The following is an 18,307-nucleotide window of genomic DNA, read 5'->3' on the forward strand; positions in this document are numbered from 1 at the left end:
GCATGGATCAACCGATAGAGTTGGGATTCCGTTTTATGACACTGGCGGACGTCGGAGCCGTCACCGAGCTGGAACGCTTGTCGTTTACCACTCCTTGGCCGCACGATGCCTTTGTCAATGAATTGACGAAAAATCCGAACGCGCGTTATGTGGTAGCCCTGCATCAGAACAAGGTCATTGCCTACTGCGGGATGTGGATTATCATTGATGAGGCTCACATCACCAACGTGGCCGTCCACCCCTCGTATCGGGGCAGGAATATCGGGATTCGGCTGATGCAAAAAATGATGGGAGTCGCGATGATGTTTGGCGCGAAAAGCATGACGCTGGAGGTGCGGCCTTCGAACACGGTCGCTCGCAGCATGTACGTCAAGCTGGGTTTTACGGAACAAGGGATCAGAAAACGATATTATTCGGATAACAATGAGGACGCAATCATTATGTGGGTGACATTGCAATGAACAGGACAAACCAATCGCGCTACGAACAGCGCGTCATGCAGGCCTATCAGGCACATAAACAGTCGGGAGGTCCGACTTATATTCTGGGAATTGAGACGAGCTGCGATGAAACGTCGGCTTCGGTAGTCCGGGATGGCCGCGAAGTTTTGTCCAATGTGATTGCCTCCCAGGCGGATATTCACAAGCGCTTCGGCGGCGTCGTGCCGGAGGTGGCTTCCAGACGCCACGTGGAGAATATTACGCTGACGATCGAGGAAGCTCTGCGAGAGGCCGACAAGACGCTCGATGAGATCCACGCTATCGCTGTTACTTATGGACCGGGCCTGGTAGGAGCCTTGCTCGTAGGGGTTGCGGCTGCCAAAGCAATCTCTCTGGCGCGAGGCATTCCGTTGATCGGGGTTCACCATATCGCTGGACATATTTACGCGAATCGCCTCGTCGAAGAGATGGATTTCCCGCTGATCTCCCTCGTCGTTTCCGGAGGTCACACGGAATTGGTCTGGATGAAGGGGCATGGCCAGTTTGAAATTCTGGGCGAGACGAGGGACGATGCCGCCGGCGAGGCTTACGACAAGGTGGCTCGTGCGCTCAACATGCCGTATCCGGGCGGCCCGCACATCGATCGGCTTGCTCATGAGGGAGAAGCGAATGTCCCCCTCCCTCGCTCCTGGCTGGAACCCGATTCCTATGATTTCAGCTTCAGCGGCTTGAAATCCGCTGTCCTCAACACCCTGCACAATGCCGCGCAGCGCGGGGAGACGATTCAGCCTGCCAATCTGGCCGCAAGCTTCCAGGACTCGGTAACAGAGGTCCTGGTCGAAAAAACGCTGCGCGCAGTCCGGCAATTCGGGGCCAAGCAGGTGTTGCTGGCAGGTGGTGTGGCGGCGAATAGGGGATTGCGGGAAAGACTGCAGTCTCGTTGCCAGCAGGAAGGCATCCCGCTTGTCATTCCGCCGCTCTCGCTTTGTACGGACAATGCCGCCATGATCGCGGCCGCAGGATATATTCGCTATGAAAAAGGGGAATTTGCCGGGCTTGATCTCAACGGAGTCCCGGGCTTGTCGCTTGCTGAGCACTAAAGGGGCAGGTGGCAGGCAATCCATAAGATTTTTTTCAAGGCTGTCCCGAAGTCAGGTGCTGACGACGGGGCAGCCTTTTTCCCTCTTCGCCTCGATCAGTTGGTGGGCTGCCAACTTGTCCACAGAAGTCGAATAACTTTTGTGTCTGTCCCGAGCTCCCCCTGTGAATACTGGTGATAACTATAAAAAATGACCGGGAAAATAGCCCGGTTCCTGTGGATTATTCTGTGGAATATGTGGATAAAGCAGGCAGTGTTATCAACAGGAGGGAGCAAAGTGAAGAGAAAATGCCTCATTTTTCTGTCAGTATTATTGCTGTTGACCATGGTCCCAAAATCGGAGGCGCGTCAGACAGCGCAAGGCCCGCAGGTGATACTCCTGTTCTTGGAAGGGATGTCTTTTGCCGATCTGGAGAGGTGGCGCACCTATCCACATGTGGACAGTTGGCTGGAGCAGGCGGGAATCGGGGCGCTGTCGATCCGGTCGCCAGGCGCGCGTACAGCGGCTAATGCCTATCTTCTAATGGGAGGCGGCTCGCAAGCGCTCTACACGGAGCGAAGCGGTACCGCCTATGAAAGAGGGGAAATCCTTCAGGGCAATCAAACGGCGGGTGTATGGGCAGCAAAGCTTGGACTGGATCCTGCAGACGCCCAAATTGTCTTTCCGGGTATTTTCCGGCTTCATGCGGAGAATCGGGACAAGCCTTACACGCCGCAGATCGGCCTTCTGGGCAGCGTGCTTGCAGCCCATCAGATCCCGGTGACAGCATACGGGTCCGGCGACTACGAGGACGTCCGGCAGCGGCACGCCATTCTTTTTGCCATGGATGAGTTGGGACGTGTACCGCATGGCGATCTGTATGCAAGGACTGCATCATCTACTGAGGACTACCCCCATGGAATCCGAACCCATTACGAGAAACTGCTAAGCAGCATCGCAGCCAACCAAAACAAGGGCCCAGGGTTGATCACTGTGCAGCTGTCGGATCTGGCCCGCCTGTATCAGTTGGCAGATGCGATGGAACCGAACCAGTTTGAGCGTTCCTACGATCGCATTATGCGGGATTGGTCGGTTTTTTTGGATCAACTCTTGTCAGCACGAGCTGAAAATCAGACCGTCATGGTAGTCACGCCAGCGGTGCATGCCCAGGCCACACAGGAGAAAAAGCTGTTGCCGCCCATTCTGGTGTGGCGAAACGAAGAAAGCGGCCTGCTCACCTCGGCGACCACCAGACAGCCCGGACTGGTGAGTGGACTCGATATTCTGCCAACCCTGTTGTCTTGGTTGCAAGTGCCACAGCCAAAGGGGCTGGCTGGACATACGCTGCGCATCCAGGATAGCGGGACAGATATTGCTTCATTCTTTCAAAAGGTGGAGGGAATTCACCATACCTATGCGACACGCTCCTCTGTGCTGTACACCTATGTGATGCTGCAGATGATTACCCTCGCAGGTGCGGTCGCGCTTTGGCTATGGGGGAGAAAACACGGCATGGGCGAGGCGGGAGAGAAGCTTCGCCGCGGAATGCGTCTGGCTCTCTTGGCTATGCTCTGGTTCCCCTTTTTGCTGCTGGCCGAGGCGGCATTGACCTGGCAGGTATCGGGAATCGTCGTATTGGGAGCGTTGATTATGACCTCCCTGCTGCTCGCCTTTCTGATGGAGATCCTTCCGTTGTCTCGAATCGTTGCGGTCGTTTGCGGTTTGACTGTGGCTGGCCTGCTGCTGGATGGATGGACGGGAGCAAAATTGATGGGCCAATCGTACCTCGGATATGACCCGGTCATAGGCGCCCGCTTTTACGGATTAGGGAATGAGTACGAAGGGGTATTGATCGGCAGCACCGTACTGCTGGTCGCGGCCTTGTACCAAATCGACCGTACTCGGGAAAAGCGGCAGGGTTGGAGCCGTCAGGTGATCCCGGTGATTTCGGCGGTCTTGTTCGCGATTGTGCTGTATTATATGGTGGCTCCCCACTTGGGGACGGACGCGGGCGGCTTTTTAGCCGGACTGGTTGGATTTTTTGTTGCCGGGTCAAGGCTGTCGGGATGGAAGCTGGGCAAAAAAGGCCTCCTGCTTCTGGCAGGCGGCCTCGTGAGTGGTGTGCTGGTATTGATAGCGGGCAGTCTTTTGACGGATCAGCCCCTGACGCATGTAGGGCGGGTATCGCAGCAGATCGTCTCTGGCGATTGGGCGCAGGTGGCCCAGATGCTGGAACGAAAGCTGGAGATGAATATCCGCTTGATTCGCGTCTCGATCTGGAGCAAGGTGTTCGTCGTCTCGCTCCTCGTGCTCGGTGTGCTCTCCTTGCGAAATGATCGCTTTCTGGGGCATCTGGCGCAGGACTACCCGTATCTGGCCAAAGGCTTTGCCGGGGTGATCGCGGGCTCGCTCGCTGGATTGGTCTTGAATGATTCCGGCATCGTGACAGCTGCGACCTGCATCATGTTTATGGTCGTCCCGGCGCTCTACGCTGCTCTGGGAGCTCCCGCAGAGTCAGCCATGCAGACAGAGGGGGCGAATAGCCGGGAGGTCGGCGACTGAAGCCTAATCACCGGAAAGCTGGCTCCACTCGTCATATAGCAGCTCCAGCTCTTCCTTCGCCGCTTGGATTTGATCATTGCGCTCCTTGGCCAGAAGATGGTCGCTGTAGATCTCGGGAAGACAGAGCTCCTCTTCCCATCTGCTGATGTCATTCTCCCGCTTCTGGATCGTCTCTTCGATTTCTTCCAGGCGGCGCTGACGCTGACGCTCGCGCCGCTTGGCCTCTTTATCAAGCTCATAGGATGATTTTTCCGCCTGGACGGGAGCCACTCCCGTCTTTTTGTTTGGCTGTGCCATCTGCTCTGCCGCCAGCTCGGCTAGTTCCTGTTTCTTTTCCACGAAGTAGTCGTAATTGCCGAGATAGCTCGTCACGCCAGTTGGCGACAGCTCCAGCACGCGGCTGGCTATCTTGTTCAGAAAATACCTGTCATGGGAGACGAACAGGATCGTGCCCGGATATTCGTCCAGGGCATTTTCCAGGACCTCCTTGCTGTAGATGTCCAGGTGGTTGGTCGGCTCGTCAAAGATCAGGAAATTGGCTTGCTTGAGCATCAGCTTGGCCAATGAGACCCGTGCCCGCTCGCCGCCGGACAAGTCAGAGATCTTCTTCTGCACATCGTCGCCGCTGAACAGGAAATTGCCCAATAGAGTCCGGACGTCTTTCTCCAGCATTTGCGGATATTCATCCCAGATCTCCCCGAGAACCGTGCTGCGCTCATTGAGGTTGCGATGCTCCTGGTCGTAGTACCCGATGGTGACATTGCTTCCGAACGAGATCTCGCCCTTTAGGGCAGGCAGCTGGGAGACGATGGTTTTGAGCAGCGTGGATTTGCCGATTCCGTTGGGACCCACCAGCGCGACCCGCTCTTCCCGCTCGAGCTCAAAGGTAAGACCTTGTGAAAGGGTCGCGTCTGGATAGCCTATGGCGACATTGCTTGCCTTCATGACGACATTTCCGCTCATTTTGGAGACTTCAAAGGAGAAGCTGACCGCCTTGTTTTTGGTGATCGGCTTTTCCAATCGCTCCATCTTCTCCAAAGTCTTGCGGCGGCTCTGCGCCCGCTTGGTCGTCGTGGCTCGGGCAATGTTGCGCGCGATGAAGTCCTCCAGCTTGGCGATCTCCTCCTGCTGTTTGTCGAAGCGCTTCAGATCCTGTTCCAGTCGCGCCGCCTTCTGATCGAGAAACTGGCTGTAGTTGCCGACGTACCGGGTAGCCCGCGTCCGTTCGATTTCATAGACGACTGTCACCAGCTTGTCCAGGAAGTAACGGTCATGGGAGACGACGAGAATCGCGCCCTGGTAGTTTTGCAGATAGCTCTCCAGCCAGGTGAGGGTCTCGATGTCCAGGTAGTTGGTCGGTTCGTCCAGCAGCAGGATCGTAGGGGATTGCAGGAGCAGCTTCGCCAGGGCCAAACGCGTCTTTTGACCGCCGCTCAGCGTCCGAATCGGCGTCTGGTAATCCATGTCGGCAAAGCGCAAGCCGTGGAGCACGCCGCGGATGGAGCCCTCGTAGCTGTACCCGCCTTTTTCCTTGAAAGCCTCTGCGCGATGGGCGTAATCCTCCATGATCTGCTGATATCGTTTGGAATCGGCAATCACGTTCGGATCGCCCATTTTCGCCTCCAGCTCGCGCAATTCCCGTTCTTCCTTTTGCAGGTGGGTAAATACACTGAGCATCTCATCCCAGATCGAACGCTCCGATTCCAGGCCGCCATTTTGCGCCAGGTAGCCGATGGAGACGTCCTTGGGGATGCGGACGGTTCCGCTGTCGTAGCTCAACTCGCCTGCCAGGATTTTCATCAAGGTCGATTTCCCCGCGCCGTTGACACCGACCAATCCGACGCGTTCTCCTGTTTGAACTTGCAGGGATATGTCTTGTAAAATGGTTTCGACCCCATAGGTTTTTTCTATATGTTCTGCTTGCAGCAAGATCATTTCATTCACCTCTTTGTCAACTATGTTCAAGTGTAGCCTAGAGAGCGCTTACGGGACAACCCTGTGGGGCATGGGGAGGAAGAGACATGGAGAAAAAAGAGCTTCGTCACCACGTATTGGAGAAAAGAAACGCGCTGTCCCAAGAGCAGCGTGAACGCTTTTCCAGGCAAGCCTGCCAAGAGCTGCTCCGCTGTGACCGGCTGTCGCAAGCGCAGGTCGTGATGGCATTTCATCCCTTTGGCGAGGAACTGGATATTTTGCCCTATCTAGAGGAAGCCAAGGAGCGGGGCGTGGAAATCTGGCTGCCGTTGACGGTTCCGGCCCAAAGGCGCTTGGTTCCTTATCGCTACGATGGACCTCATATGTTGAAGCAAGGGGTGTACGGGATTTGGGAGCCCAATCCCGATCTGGCAACTGAGGGAGATTGCAGCAGGCTGGACGCCATCCTGGTCCCAGGGGTTGCTTTTGACAGGCGAGGGGGAAGAATGGGGTATGGAGGCGGCTATTACGACTGCTTTCTAGCAGACTTGCAGCACCGTCCTTTTTTGGTGGGAATATGCTTCTCGATACAAGTCGTCGATCAGGTGCCGATGGAGTCCCATGACATCCCGCTGGATGCGCTTGTCACGGAAGAGGGTTTTTATCATTCGTGAAGGTTTTGTGTCAGGCGTGCTCTTTTCGGGCCTTGCTATCTACAGCGGGAGCAAAAAAGTGTACAATACTAACATTGAAGAAACGAAAGGTTGGTAGCTGTGGGGAAATGGAAGGTAGGCGTAATTTCGGCTAGTGACTCTATTGCGACTGGTGAACGGGAGGATGATCGCATCCCGATCATTCGCCAATTGACACGTGAATGGTTACAGGTAGACGTAGCGGTATACCGCGCAGTTTCTGACGATATGGAAGACTTGAAGGAAAATATGATCGAGCTGGTCGACAGGGAAAAATGCGATTTGCTGATTGTCACGGGAGGAACGGGTCTGAGTCCTCGCGATGTGACCCCGGAAGTGACGGCGTGGGTGATCGACAGACCTGTACCGGGTCTGGCGGAGGAGATGCGCAGGGCTGGACTGCAACAATCCCGCCGTGCTATGCTGACACGTGCCGTTGCAGGCACACGCGGCAACTCGTTGATCGTAAATCTCCCAGGAAACCCAAAAGGCGTAGGGATTTGCTTTAATGCCATTGGAGACATGCTTTCCGATGCTTTGCATATTCTGCAAGGGACGGGTGAAGCCAATGAGGATTGGGGAGGATTGGGTTGGTAGAAAAACCGAAGATGCGGGAAGTGCCTGTTCGTGAGGCAATCGGCATGATGCTTCCTCACGATATGACGCAAATTCTGCCCGGAGAGTTCAAGGGGCGCTTGTTCAAAAAAGGACATATTGTCACGGCAGAAGACATCGAACCGCTGCTGTCCATCGGGAAGGAACACATCTACGTGCTGGACATGCCGGAAGGGTTCATTCACGAGGAAGAAGCAGGTGTGCGCATCGCCCAGGCTGTATCCGGGCAAGGCTTGACACTGACAGAGCCGTACGAAGGCAAGGTGTCCATGAAAGCGGTCTGGCACGGACTGGCGAAAATCAACGAACAAGCCGTCCATGCAGTAAATGCGCTCGAGGGAATCGCCTTCTCCACCATCTACGGCGATCAGGTAGTGAAGCAGGGAGATACTTTGGCGGCGACCCGAATCATTCCGTTGATTATCGAGGAAGCGCGAATTGCGGAGCTGGAGAAGCTGGCCCGCTCGTTCGGGCATCCGATCGTGGAAGTGAAGCCGTTCCAGAAAAAACGCGTTGGGCTGGTAACGACAGGCGGCGAGGTATTTTCCGGCAGGATTGCCGACAAGTTCGGTCCGGTCATCCGCTCCAAGGTAGAAGCGCTTGGTTCGGAAGTGGTCGAGCAACGTTTTGCACCAGACGACAAAGAAGCGATTGAGCGGGAGATCAAGTGGTTTTTGGAGCAGGGAGTCGATCTCGTGCTGGCGACAGGCGGCATGTCCGTCGATCCGGACGACCGGACTCCTGGCGCGATTGCGGGCGTCGGTGCGCAAATCGTTCGCTATGGTACACCGATGCTGCCCGGCTCAATGCTTTTGGTGGCTTATCATGGCGAGACTCCGATCCTGGGACTTCCCGGGGCGGTCATGCATGAGCCTTTTACATCCTTTGATGTATTTTTGCCGCGCATCCTGGCAGGCGAAAAAATTGAGCAACCAGATATGACCCGCTTGGGATACGGCGGTTTACGCAAGTGTTAGCTGGTTAGACTGGCATATAACAGGAAAAGGAGTGAAACACGATGAGTACGATTGGAATTCCTGGTTTGATTCTTATTTTGGTCTTAGCACTCGTATTATTTGGCCCCAAAAAGCTTCCTGAGTTGGGCCGGGCAGTAGGTCATACCTTGAAAGAGTTCAAGAACGCGACTCGCAGCCTGACCAGCGACGATGAGGAAGACGAGGACAAGGAAAAGGCAAAAACCAAGGAGCTGTCTGCCAAGACGACAACAGCTGCCACAACGGCGTCCACTTCGTCTGCGGATAAGACAACGGCTGCAGCTGCAGATCAGGAAGCCATAGACCGCGAACGAATTGAGCGGGAAGTGCGGGAGCGCATCGAGCGTGAACGCATTGAGAAGGAGATTCGCGAAAAACTGGAGCAGGAAAGACTGCAACTTGAAAAAGAACAGCACAAAGCGTAATTGGGTAAGGTGGTTGCCATGGCCGATCAGGAAATGACAGTGGTTGAACATCTGACAGAGTTGCGCAAGCGAATCATCTGGGTGTTGGCCGTATTTGTAGTGGCGTTGATCGTGGGCTTCTTTTTGGCAGGGCCGCTCATTGAATACCTGAAGCAGCAACCCATAGCCGACGGTGTTCCGATTATTTCCCTGCATCCCTCTGACGCGCTGCGCGTCTACATGCAGGTAGCGGTGCTGGTAGGGATTGTCGCGGTTCTGCCGGTTGCCTTGTACCATATTTGGCGTTTTGTGTCCCCAGGCTTGCGGGAAAGCGAGCGCCGCGGAACGCTGTATTTTATCCCTGCCGCCTTTTTCCTCTTTGTCGCGGGAATTCTGTTCGGCTACTATGTTGTATTTCCGATGCTGATGCAGTTCATGTCCAATCTGACAGGCAGTATGGGGGTAAATCCCAACTACGGCATCGGGGAATTTTTCAGCTTCATGTTCAATATGGTCTTGCCGTTCGGGGTTCTGTTCCAGCTGCCGATCATCGTGATGTTCCTCACGCGGCTGCGAATTCTCAATCCTGCGAGGTTGTCCAAGCTGCGGCGGTACGCTTATTTTCTTCTGACAGTCATCGGTGTTACGTTGTCTCCGCCAGATATCATGAGCGATGTGCTGGTGACAGTTCCTTTGATTGTTTTGTATGAGATCAGCACCTGGCTTTCTCGGATTGTCTACCGCAAGCAGTTGAAGAAGGATGAAGAATGGGAAAAGGAATACCGCACCCAAACAGATGAAGTCAGCAGTCAAGGCGAAGCTTAAGTCCTCCGAGAGTGGGGACTTTTTTTATTGGCCACGTTTTACCTTTTCGTACCCGGATATACTAATACGGTATGAAAAGGGAGGTGCGCCGTGATTCGGTGGATTCTTTGTGCGGCCCTGCTCCTATCCCCTGTTCCAGCTGAGGCAGCTGCGGCACAACCGGCGGAACAAAGCATTCAGGCTGAAGAAGTGGAATTGTTTGATACAGACAAACAGCAGGTCGTCAGGACTTTCCCCAATTCTTCAGCTTTTCAGCAGCAGGCGCAGCGCATTCTCGACAGTGTGAGCGGTCGTGTATTGGACCTGAACCCTTCGCTGGAGAATGCCATGATCGTGAAAATTCCCCTTGCTCCCCCCAAACGCTTGGTGCATCAGGCCTCCAATCTGGATACCCAGATCACCGCCATGTTTGTCATCATGCCGAAGTCGGGAGGACGTCAGCCGTGGCTGATTTTGCATACCAAGCAGGAGGAGACGGTCCTGGTCGAGTTTTCCGCACAGGTGGATGCAATACGTGAGCAGCTTCATTTGCCAAAGACAGAAAAAGGAACCCGGCGTCCTTGAGAGGGAAGCCGGGTTCGTGGTTGTAGGCGACTCATTTCGGCAACGTGAGAAAGGCTTGCGTGAAATAATCCGTGACGACGCCTACACCGAGCTGGGTAAATCCTTTTTCCAGCACGTTCTTGCGGTGGCCGGGACTGTTCATCCAGCTCTCATGCGCCTCGATGGCATCCGGGTAGCCAGCCGCTATGTTTTCCCCGGCCATGGTGTAGCGGATGTTTGCCTGTTTCAAGCGGGCAAAGGGGTCCATGCCGCTCGTGGCAGAAATATGGTCGAAAAAGTCATTTGTCATCATATCCTGACTATGTTGGCGTGCGACCTCTGCGGCTCCTTCATGCCAGGAAAGCGCAGGAAGCTTGTAGCGATAGCGGACGACGTTGACCAGGTCGAGCAATTGGCGTTCATTGGCGGCGTTGACCAGCTCCCGTTGCTTGATTGTCAGGGGAGGAGGATCGAAGTTGGGGGCTTTTCCTGTGTAGGTCCATTTGGTTTCATAAAAGCCGCCGCGCAGCAGCATCTGGGTGTTGATCATCCGCAATGCCGTTACTTTGTCGCTGTTTTGCTTGTCGAGGTAGAAGATCAAGGGTGTTCCGTCTTTTAGAACCAGCGGACGCTGCTGCTTCTGATTGGTGATCTGGATGTTTGCTCCCATGTAGGAAAAGGAGACGACGTTTTGCAGGGAATGCTTGCTCGCAATCGATTTCAGACTGGCTCCGATGCCTGTGCCGCCAAGCTTGGCCGTCGGTGCGTTGGAGTAGAGATCGACGACCTGATCTCCTGCGATGCCTACCTGCAGATATTTTGATAAATCCTTGTTGTAGACCCACCATTGATACCCCAGACTGCTTGGTTCTGTGCGATTGGGCTCGCCGAGTATGCTCTTCACCTGTTGCGCTGACATGCCGAGTTTGATTCCGAAGAGGTGGTAAGCTTCGTTTGCTTCAGCAGGAGCTGTCGCTTTCGGAGCGGCTGGGAGATGGCTCGCGCTCGCAGCAATGGCAGCAGGCTCTGAGGGAGCCGTTTGAGGCGGGACTGCAGGCTTGATCGCGGAGGCGCCTGCGTCCGCTACTGTTGTGGCAGGAGCTGCCGGTGCTTGTCCGACCCAGGCCATGGATGTATGCGGGTCCCAGCCGACGGGCTTGTCCAGCCATTCACCCACCATGGTGAGCGGGACGTACAGATTCCCTTGATATTCGATGGTAGCGGGCGGGGCATTATCGCCTTTTGCCGGATTCTTGGCTTCTGGAATAGGGAGCGCTTGACCATCCCAGTAGACGGCTTTGGCAGAATTGACATTTACCTGGATCGGGGATGGAGTGTCTGCCGAAAAGAGACGGCTGATTCCGAAGATCACAAGCGCTATCACACCAAGTAAAAACCAATTTCGCATGTTTTGGGTCCCTCCTTGGACGTCTTGACTACACTCTATGCTTGATTATATGAGCGCAAATGATTGCTAGAACCTCATTGCTAGAAAATTGCTTCCTGCTAGAGAGAGTTGAGAGATCAGATAGATGGAAAAATGTGAGGGAAACCACTTGCAAAGTAAAAGGTGATTCATTATTATAGGAATTGGGTGTTAGCACTCGCTCAAGTCGAGTGCTAACAACAAACTTTCTTAACCTACATTTTTTGAGGAGGGTGTTTTTAGTGCTGAAGCCATTGGGTGACCGTGTGGTAATCGAAGCTATCTCCAAAGACGAAACGACCGCTAGCGGGATCGTTCTGCCTGACACGGCAAAGGAAAAACCGCAAGAAGGCCGCGTTATCGCTGTAGGCTCCGGTCGTGTTGCTGACAACGGCGAGCGTATCGCGTTGGAAGTAAAAGAAGGCGATAAGGTGATTTTCTCCAAGTATGCCGGCACTGAAGTGAAAGTGGATAACAAAGAATATCTGGTGCTTCGCGAATCCGATATCCTCGCGATCGTCGGCTAATTCGTTCCTTCACATAGGATACCGTTAGGAAAACACATAAAGCAGGAGGTAGAGAATCGATGGCAAAACAAATCAAGTTCTCTGAAGACGCTCGCCGCTCAATGCTCCGCGGTGTGGAAACATTGGCAAACGCGGTAAAAGTAACACTTGGTCCAAAAGGACGCAACGTGGTACTGGAGAAAAAATTCGGCTCCCCGCTGATCACCAATGACGGTGTGACCATCGCGAAGGAAATCGAGCTGGAAGATGCTTACGAAAACATGGGTGCGCAACTCGTAAAAGAAGTAGCCACCAAAACAAACGACATCGCGGGTGACGGTACAACCACTGCAACTGTTCTGGCTGCTGCCATGATCCGTGAAGGTCTGAAAAACGTAACAGCTGGTGCTAACCCGATGGTAATCCGTCGCGGTATGGAAAAAGCTGTTCGTGCTGCAGTAGAAGAAATCAAATCCATCGCGAAGCCGGTTGAGAACAAATCCTCGATCGCTCAAGTTGCGGCTATCTCCGCTGACGATCAAGAGGTTGGAAACCTGATCGCTGAAGCAATGGAAAAAGTGGGCAAAGACGGCGTTATCACCGTTGAAGAGTCCAAAGGTTTCGCAACTGAGCTGGAAGTTGTAGAAGGTATGCAGTTTGACCGCGGCTACGCTTCCCCTTACATGATCACTGACACTGACAAGATGGAAGCGGTTCTGAACAACCCTTACATCCTGATCACCGATAAAAAAATCTCCAACATCCAGGAAGTTCTGCCTGTACTGGAGCAAGTGGTACAAAGCGGCAAACCTCTCCTGATCATCGCGGAAGACGTAGAAGGCGAAGCGCTGGCTACTCTCGTGGTGAACAAACTGCGCGGTACCTTCACAGCGGTAGCTGTTAAAGCTCCTGGCTTTGGCGACCGCCGCAAAGCAATGCTGCAAGACATCGCTGCACTGACTGGCGGCGAAGTGATCACAGAAGAGCTGGGTCTGGATCTGAAATCCACCAAGCTGGAACAATTGGGCCGCGCTGGCAAAGTCGTGGTTACCAAAGAAAACACCACTGTTGTGGAAGGTGCTGGCGACAAGGCTGCTATCGAAAGCCGCGTAGCACAAATCCGTCAACAAATCGAAGACACCACTTCCGAATTCGACCGCGAAAAACTGCAAGAGCGTCTGGCTAAACTGGCTGGCGGCGTAGCGGTTGTAAAAGTGGGTGCTGCAACTGAAACCGAACTGAAAGAGAAAAAACTCCGCATCGAAGACGCACTCAACTCTACTCGTGCAGCAGTAGAAGAGGGTATCGTACCTGGCGGTGGTACTACATTGATCAACGTGATCAAAGCAGTAGCCGCTCTGGACGTAGATGGCGAAGAGGCAGTAGGGGCACAAATCGTCCTCCGCGCTCTGGAAGAGCCAGTACGTCAAATCGCTGCGAACGCAGGGCTGGAAGGCTCTGTCATCGTAGAGCGTCTGAAAAACGAACCAGTAGGCATCGGCTTCAACGCTGCTACCGAAGAGTATGTGAACATGCTCGAGGCTGGTATCGTGGATGCTGCGAAAGTAACTCGTTCCGCACTCTCCAACGCTGCATCTGTAGCGGCTATGTTCCTGACTACAGAAGCGGTAATCGCGGACAAACCAGAAGAAAACAAAGGTCCAGCTATGCCAGACATGGGCGGCATGGGCGGAATGGGCATGATGTAAGAAACGGCTTCAAAACCGTTTCGCAAAAGAGGCAGACTTTAATGTCTGTTTCTTTTTTTTTGAATAATCATCTGAAAATTTGGAATAAACAGTTGAAAAAATATTTCGTGAATTATTATAATATTATAAAATATTTCTACATAATGCTTTACACATATGAGCAATCAACAATTAGCGAACGTGGAGGCGATTGAACGGTGAGACGTGTAGGGATTTGGTTGTTTAGCGCTGTACTGATGCTGATTTTATCCGCATGCAGCAGCAATACTTCGACATCTGCTCCAGGAGAACAGAATGCTGCACAGCCACAGCAGCAGCCCGCAGCAGAAGAGGCCAAGAAGGAGCCGGTGGAGCTGGTGATGTACAGCTGGCGTCCAGAGGACAAGGATGCGTACGGGAAATTCATTACCGAGTTCGAAAAGCAGCATGAACACATCAAAGTGAAGTTTCGTTCCTTTAAATCCACGGAATACAATACGATCCTGACGAACTCGCTTACATCCGGGACCGGTGTAGACATCGTTCAGCTTCGACCGTATTCAGGGGCCACTTCGATCGCCGACGCCGGCTATTTGCTGCCGATCGATGATGCCAAAGGCGTCAAGGACATTCCGCAATCGTATTTGGATGCAGCACGTGGCTCGGACAACAAGGTATACGGTGTACCGCTATCCATCAACTCGGCTGTCATTTTTTACAATAAGCAGCTTTTTGAAGAAAACAATTTGCAGCCCCCGACGACATGGGAAGAGCTTCTGCAGGTTTCCCAGGCATTGCAGCAAAAGGGAATCGTTCCGATCGCACAAGCAGGCAAAGCCGCTTACCTGCTCTCCATCGCCCACAGCGTTCTCGGTCCAAGCGCATACGGCGGCGAAGAATACGTGCAAAAGCTCATTTCCGGCGAAATCAATCTGACGGATGCGGCTTTCAAAGAGTCCATCAAGCGGATGAAGGATCTCGAACCGTATTTCCCGCCTGACTTTATTGCGATTGACGACAAGGATGCGCAGGCCCTGTTCTATACAGGCAAAGCCGCTATGTACATCAACGGCAGCTACCGTCTGGAGACGTTTGAGAAGCAGAACCCGGGCATGCCGATCGACATTCTCCCTGCTCTGGCAAAAGAGAAGGGCGGAGAAACTCCGATGATCAACTGGGTGGACGGATCCTACGGCATTGCCAAGGCGACCAAGCATCCGGAAGAGGCGAAGCTGTTTATCGAGTTTTTGGCTTCCAAGGAGTTTGGGCAGTTGTTTAGTGATGAATTGAATCGTCTGAGCGCGATTCCAGGCGTAACGCCTAAGCATCCGCTGGTGCAAAAAATGACCCAGCTCAGCGAGAAGAGCATGACCAGCTATATGATGCTCGTTCACTTTGGGGAAGGCACACCGACGACCAAAACGACCTTTGAGGACTCGCTGCAGGGCTTGTACATCAATAAACTTACGGTTGATCAGGTGGCCGAAGCAGCCCAGGCTTCCGCTGACAAGTGGTTTAAGCCCAAGAAGTAACAAGGAAGAGCAAATGACAGCAAGTGGAGCGATACAGTCAGGCTTCGTCGCTTGACTGTATCTGCTCGTATAAGGAGGGATTGAGCCGAATGCCTGTACTGGAGAAAACGACGGAGATTCAGCCAAAGACGTCCAAGCGAAAAAGAACGAATTGGAAAAAGCATCTGGTGCACTTGTTTTTGCTTCCCGCGCTTCTCTTTTATGTGTGGTTTCAGGTCTATCCGATATTTTCAGCGTTTTTAAACAGTTTCTTTGAGTGGAATGGTTTGCGCCGAGGCGAGTTTATCGGGCTCGGGAATTTTGTCCGGCTTTTTACGGAAGCGCCGTTTGAGGAGACGTTTTATCGCGCGCTTGGCCACAACGTCATCTTCTTCATTGGTACGGTATTGGCAAAATTGATCGTCGCCTTTCTGCTCGCTTTATTGATCAACAGCAAAATCCGCGGCAAAGAGTTTTTCAAAACGGTTCTTTTTTTACCGAAGCTGCTCTCTGTCATTGTCGTCGGCTTTCTATTCAGTCTGATTTTGAACCCGACTTACGGGGCTCTGAATACATTTTTGCGTTTTATCGGTTTGGAGGAGCTGGCGCGGCCGTGGCTGGGCGATCCCAATACGGCACTGTATACCATTATCCTCGTAAACGGCTGGTATGGGCTGGGCTTTGCCGTGCTGATTTTCCTTGCTGGTCTGCAGGCGATTCCGTCGGAGATCTACGATGCAGCCAAGATGGACGGCGCCTCAGGCTTCACAATGCTGATGAAGATGACCATTCCGTTGGCGATGCCTTCGATTATGGTCATGACCATTCTTACTTTCATCGGAGCGTTTGAAACCTTTGAATTGATCTTTGCGATGCAAGGCTCACAGGCGGGTCCTTATTTTTCTACGGATGTGCTGGCTACCTTCTTTTATCGGCTGGCGTTTGGATCTGTCGATGGAGGGGAATCGATCGGGCTGGGCTCGGCCTTGGCTGTCGTCCTCTTTTTGATGATTTCCAGTGCGACTGCCATTCTGCTCTTTTTCTTCAAGCGCAAGGAATATGAACAATAGGAGGGAGAACATGACAGCGCGCTTTGGTCAATACGCAAAATATCTGATTCTGTTGTTGTTTTCGTTTCTGATGCTGTATCCGGTGTTTCTCATGATCTCTTCTTCTTTTAAATCCAATTTGGAGATATTGACTTCACCGCTGGGATTGCCGCATTCGTTTTCTTTTGAGAACTACGTCCTGGTGTGGGAGAAGGTCAGCTTTGGGTCATATGTGTGGAACAGTGTGTACGTGAGCGCGCTCTCCGTATTTTTTATCCTGTTCATCTCGTCATTGGCAGCCTTTTACCTCTCGCGCTTTTCGTTTCGCTGGAACCCGTTCGTGCTTTTTTTCTTTATGATCGGATTGATGCTTCCCATGAAGCTGGCGATTTTGCCGCTGTATATGATCATGCTGCAGCTCAATCTGCTGGATACGCTGACCTCGCTGGTAATTTTGTACGTGGCGGGAGGAATTCCGTTTGCTGTTTTCGTGTTTTACGGTTTTTTCCGCACCTTGCCTACAGAATTGGACCAGTCCGCCAGGCTGGATGGCTGCAACAGCTTCCAGGTGTACTACAAGATCATCCTGCCATTGATGAAGCCTGCTTTGGCTACGGTCGGGATTGTTCATCTGATTGGCGTCTGGAATGACTTTTTCTACCCGCTCATCTTTTTGAAAAGCGAGGAATTAAGTACGATTCCGCTCGGGGTACTGACCTTGTTCGGGGAGTACGATACAGAGTGGAATCTGCTGTTTGCCAGCTTGACGATCTCCTCCTTGCCCATGATCGTGGCGTTCCTGTTTGCTTCCAAGCAATTTATTGAAGGACTGACCTCGGGGGCGATAAAATGACCAAGCAATGGATCACATTTGATCTAGATGGCACGTTGATGCAGAATCCTTTTGGCAAATGGGTGTTTCCGGAGATTGCGCAGACAGTCTCCGGGAAGTTGGGAAGGCCTTATGATACAGTCGCTGAACTGGTGGCGGAACATGAACGGCGTATGAGGCAAGGCAGGTATGTCGAAGCGTACGATTGGGATGAGATGCTGGAGGGATTGTGCGCTCGACTTGGCATCGAAAAGCCTTGTGATATTGAAAGCCTAGTCCAAAAACATTGCGTCCATCCCAAAGTGCACTTGTTGGAAAGTGGAATTGCAGAGGCGTTGGAGGAGATGAAAAAGCTGGGTTTTTCACTGGCGGTCGTGACGAACGGATTTTATAAATATCAGGCTCCTGTCATGGAAGCGCTGGGGTTGCTCCCATTGTTCGAAGCAGTGATAACCCCAGAGCGAGTAGGGACAGGAAAACCTGACCCGGCTGTTTTCCGTACGCTGCCTGGTGAAGTGTTTGCACATGTAGGGGATCGTCTGGATCACGACGTTCAATTGGCAAACAAGTGCAACGTGGTATCCGTACTTATAGAAAGGTCGCTTGATGGCCAAGGCATTGATCTTGAACCGGAAAGGCGTGCTACAGACCAGAGGGTATTGCAGTGGTGTTTGGACAAATGGGGGAAAGAGAGTGGAGAAACGCATTCTACTGACGTTCTTCCTGATCTTTTCACTCCCAGAGTGGTAGTCTTTTCGGTGCGAGAATTGCTTTCTTTGCTAAGGGAATGGAAAGGAGGCTAGTATTTTAAAATTTACCCTTGCTTTTTCGATTTCAACTTGCTATGATAGTCCATGTCGCTTTTGAGAGTATTTTTAAAGAGAATGAAAAAACACGATTCACTTTAAAAAAACCTCTTGATTTTCAGGGCGAGACATGATAAAGTTAAAAGGGTCGGCACTGAAACGTCGACATCGCAAAATGCTCTTTGAAAACTGAACAGCGAAAGCGTTGATGAGTCTATCATTAAATGATTTGCCAGCTTTGAACCAGTAACAAACTTTATTGGAGAGTTTGATCCTGGCTCAGGACGAACGCTGGCGGCGTGCCTAATACATGCAAGTCGAGCGAGGGTCTTCGGACCCTAGCGGCGGACGGGTGAGTAACACGTAGGCAACCTGCCCATAAGACTGGGATAACATAGGGAAACTTATGCTAATACCGGA

The 18,307-nt window shown here is 52.7% G+C and carries 17 protein-coding genes and 1 rRNA gene; 16 read left to right on the top strand and 2 right to left on the bottom strand.

Features of this window, described 5'->3' with window-relative positions; all coding sequences use genetic code 11:
* The first annotated feature begins 2 nt into the window (after positions 1–2).
* The 3 genes from rimI (at position 3) to EDM58_RS05450 (ending at position 4,081) form a co-directional block, all read left to right on the top strand.
* Positions 3–461: a ribosomal protein S18-alanine N-acetyltransferase gene (gene rimI, locus EDM58_RS05440; protein ID WP_122912452.1), complete on the top strand. Its 459-nt coding sequence runs from the start codon at positions 3–5 to the stop codon at positions 459–461.
* On the top strand, positions 458–1,540 hold the full coding sequence (tsaD, locus tag EDM58_RS05445; RefSeq protein WP_122912453.1) for a tRNA (adenosine(37)-N6)-threonylcarbamoyltransferase complex transferase subunit TsaD: 1,083 nt from the start codon (positions 458–460) through the stop codon (positions 1,538–1,540). Before rimI ends, tsaD begins: the two co-directional genes overlap by 4 nt.
* 276 nt (positions 1,541–1,816) lie before the next feature.
* Positions 1,817–4,081, top strand: a complete 2,265-nt coding sequence (locus tag EDM58_RS05450) for a hypothetical protein (RefSeq protein ID WP_122912454.1) — start codon at positions 1,817–1,819, stop codon at positions 4,079–4,081.
* Positions 4,082–4,084: 3 nt separating this feature from the next.
* On the opposite strand, the gene EDM58_RS05455 is transcribed toward EDM58_RS05450, so the two are convergent.
* Positions 4,085–6,016 carry an ABC-F family ATP-binding cassette domain-containing protein gene (locus EDM58_RS05455; protein ID WP_122912455.1) on the bottom strand — a complete coding sequence of 644 codons (1,932 nt, stop codon included), beginning with the start codon at positions 6,014–6,016 and terminating at the stop codon, positions 4,085–4,087.
* Between the two features lie 86 nt (positions 6,017–6,102).
* On the opposite strand from EDM58_RS05455, the gene EDM58_RS05460 reads away from it, so the two are divergent.
* The 6 genes from EDM58_RS05460 to EDM58_RS05485 all read left to right on the top strand — a co-directional run bounded on the left by EDM58_RS05460 (position 6,103) and on the right by EDM58_RS05485 (position 10,090).
* Positions 6,103–6,669, top strand: a complete 567-nt coding sequence (locus tag EDM58_RS05460) for a 5-formyltetrahydrofolate cyclo-ligase (RefSeq protein ID WP_122912456.1) — start codon at positions 6,103–6,105, stop codon at positions 6,667–6,669.
* 99 nt (positions 6,670–6,768) lie between these two features.
* Positions 6,769–7,284, top strand: a complete 516-nt coding sequence (locus tag EDM58_RS05465; RefSeq protein WP_023556658.1) for a MogA/MoaB family molybdenum cofactor biosynthesis protein — start codon at positions 6,769–6,771, stop codon at positions 7,282–7,284.
* Positions 7,278–8,279: a molybdopterin-binding protein gene (locus tag EDM58_RS05470; RefSeq protein WP_122912457.1), complete on the top strand. Its 1,002-nt coding sequence runs from the start codon at positions 7,278–7,280 to the stop codon at positions 8,277–8,279. The genes EDM58_RS05465 and EDM58_RS05470 overlap by 7 nt, the downstream gene beginning before the upstream one ends.
* 41 nt (positions 8,280–8,320) lie before the next feature.
* Complete coding sequence (gene tatA / locus EDM58_RS05475) at positions 8,321–8,722, top strand: twin-arginine translocase TatA/TatE family subunit (protein WP_122912458.1); 402 nt, start codon at positions 8,321–8,323, stop codon at positions 8,720–8,722.
* 18 nt (positions 8,723–8,740) lie between these two features.
* The gene (tatC, locus tag EDM58_RS05480; protein WP_122912459.1) at positions 8,741–9,526 is read left to right on the top strand and encodes a twin-arginine translocase subunit TatC; all 786 of its coding nucleotides are present in this window, start codon (positions 8,741–8,743) and stop codon (positions 9,524–9,526) included.
* Between the two features lie 90 nt (positions 9,527–9,616).
* Positions 9,617–10,090, top strand: coding sequence for a hypothetical protein (locus tag EDM58_RS05485; RefSeq protein ID WP_246000547.1), 474 nt, complete (start codon positions 9,617–9,619; stop codon positions 10,088–10,090).
* A gap of 31 nt (positions 10,091–10,121) precedes the next feature.
* Here EDM58_RS05485 and EDM58_RS05490 read toward each other — a convergent pair whose 3' ends face one another.
* Positions 10,122–11,477, bottom strand: a complete 1,356-nt coding sequence (locus EDM58_RS05490; protein ID WP_122912460.1) for a CAP domain-containing protein — start codon at positions 11,475–11,477, stop codon at positions 10,122–10,124.
* Between the two features lie 260 nt (positions 11,478–11,737).
* On the opposite strand from EDM58_RS05490, the gene groES reads away from it, so the two are divergent.
* The 7 genes from groES to EDM58_RS05525 all read left to right on the top strand — a co-directional run.
* Positions 11,738–12,022, top strand: coding sequence for a co-chaperone GroES (gene groES, locus EDM58_RS05495; RefSeq protein WP_023556652.1), 285 nt, complete (start codon positions 11,738–11,740; stop codon positions 12,020–12,022).
* A 59-nt stretch (positions 12,023–12,081) separates the two neighbouring features.
* Complete coding sequence (gene groL / locus EDM58_RS05500) at positions 12,082–13,710, top strand: chaperonin GroEL (protein ID WP_122912461.1); 1,629 nt, start codon at positions 12,082–12,084, stop codon at positions 13,708–13,710.
* Between the two features lie 197 nt (positions 13,711–13,907).
* Entirely contained in the window at positions 13,908–15,221 is a 1,314-nt protein-coding gene (locus tag EDM58_RS05505) for an ABC transporter substrate-binding protein (RefSeq protein WP_246000548.1), read from the top strand.
* 89 nt (positions 15,222–15,310) lie between these two features.
* Positions 15,311–16,270, top strand: coding sequence for a carbohydrate ABC transporter permease (locus tag EDM58_RS05510; RefSeq protein ID WP_023556649.1), 960 nt, complete (start codon positions 15,311–15,313; stop codon positions 16,268–16,270).
* 10 nt (positions 16,271–16,280) lie between these two features.
* Positions 16,281–17,102 carry a carbohydrate ABC transporter permease gene (locus tag EDM58_RS05515; protein WP_122912462.1) on the top strand — a complete coding sequence of 274 codons (822 nt, stop codon included), beginning with the start codon at positions 16,281–16,283 and terminating at the stop codon, positions 17,100–17,102.
* A complete protein-coding gene (locus EDM58_RS05520; protein ID WP_122912463.1) occupies positions 17,099–17,884 on the top strand; it encodes an HAD family hydrolase in 786 nt (261 codons plus the stop codon). Before EDM58_RS05515 ends, EDM58_RS05520 begins: the two co-directional genes overlap by 4 nt.
* Positions 17,885–18,143: 259 nt before the next feature.
* Positions 18,144–18,307: ribosomal RNA gene (locus EDM58_RS05525) — 16S ribosomal RNA — on the top strand; the annotation flags it as partial.

This window comes from Brevibacillus panacihumi (assembly GCF_003710985.1).
GTDB classification, from domain to species: Bacteria; Bacillota; Bacilli; order Brevibacillales; family Brevibacillaceae; genus Brevibacillus; species Brevibacillus panacihumi.

Bases quoted from the DNA above. Each gene is read 5' to 3' on its own strand.
- groL (WP_122912461.1), top strand. From the start codon at position 12,082: ATGGCAAAACAAATCAAGTTCTCTGAAGACGCTCGCCGCTCAATGCTC.
- tsaD (WP_122912453.1), top strand. From the start codon at position 458: ATGAACAGGACAAACCAATCGCGCTACGAACAGCGCGTCATGCAGGCC.
- EDM58_RS05490 (WP_122912460.1), bottom strand. From the start codon at position 11,477: ATGCGAAATTGGTTTTTACTTGGTGTGATAGCGCTTGTGATCTTCGGA.
- EDM58_RS05460 (WP_122912456.1), top strand. From the start codon at position 6,103: ATGGAGAAAAAAGAGCTTCGTCACCACGTATTGGAGAAAAGAAACGCG.
- EDM58_RS05455 (WP_122912455.1), bottom strand. From the start codon at position 6,016: ATGATCTTGCTGCAAGCAGAACATATAGAAAAAACCTATGGGGTCGAA.
- EDM58_RS05510 (WP_023556649.1), top strand. From the start codon at position 15,311: ATGCCTGTACTGGAGAAAACGACGGAGATTCAGCCAAAGACGTCCAAG.
- tatA (WP_122912458.1), top strand. From the start codon at position 8,321: ATGAGTACGATTGGAATTCCTGGTTTGATTCTTATTTTGGTCTTAGCA.
- rimI (WP_122912452.1), top strand. From the start codon at position 3: ATGGATCAACCGATAGAGTTGGGATTCCGTTTTATGACACTGGCGGAC.
- EDM58_RS05520 (WP_122912463.1), top strand. From the start codon at position 17,099: ATGACCAAGCAATGGATCACATTTGATCTAGATGGCACGTTGATGCAG.
- EDM58_RS05515 (WP_122912462.1), top strand. From the start codon at position 16,281: ATGACAGCGCGCTTTGGTCAATACGCAAAATATCTGATTCTGTTGTTG.
- tatC (WP_122912459.1), top strand. From the start codon at position 8,741: ATGGCCGATCAGGAAATGACAGTGGTTGAACATCTGACAGAGTTGCGC.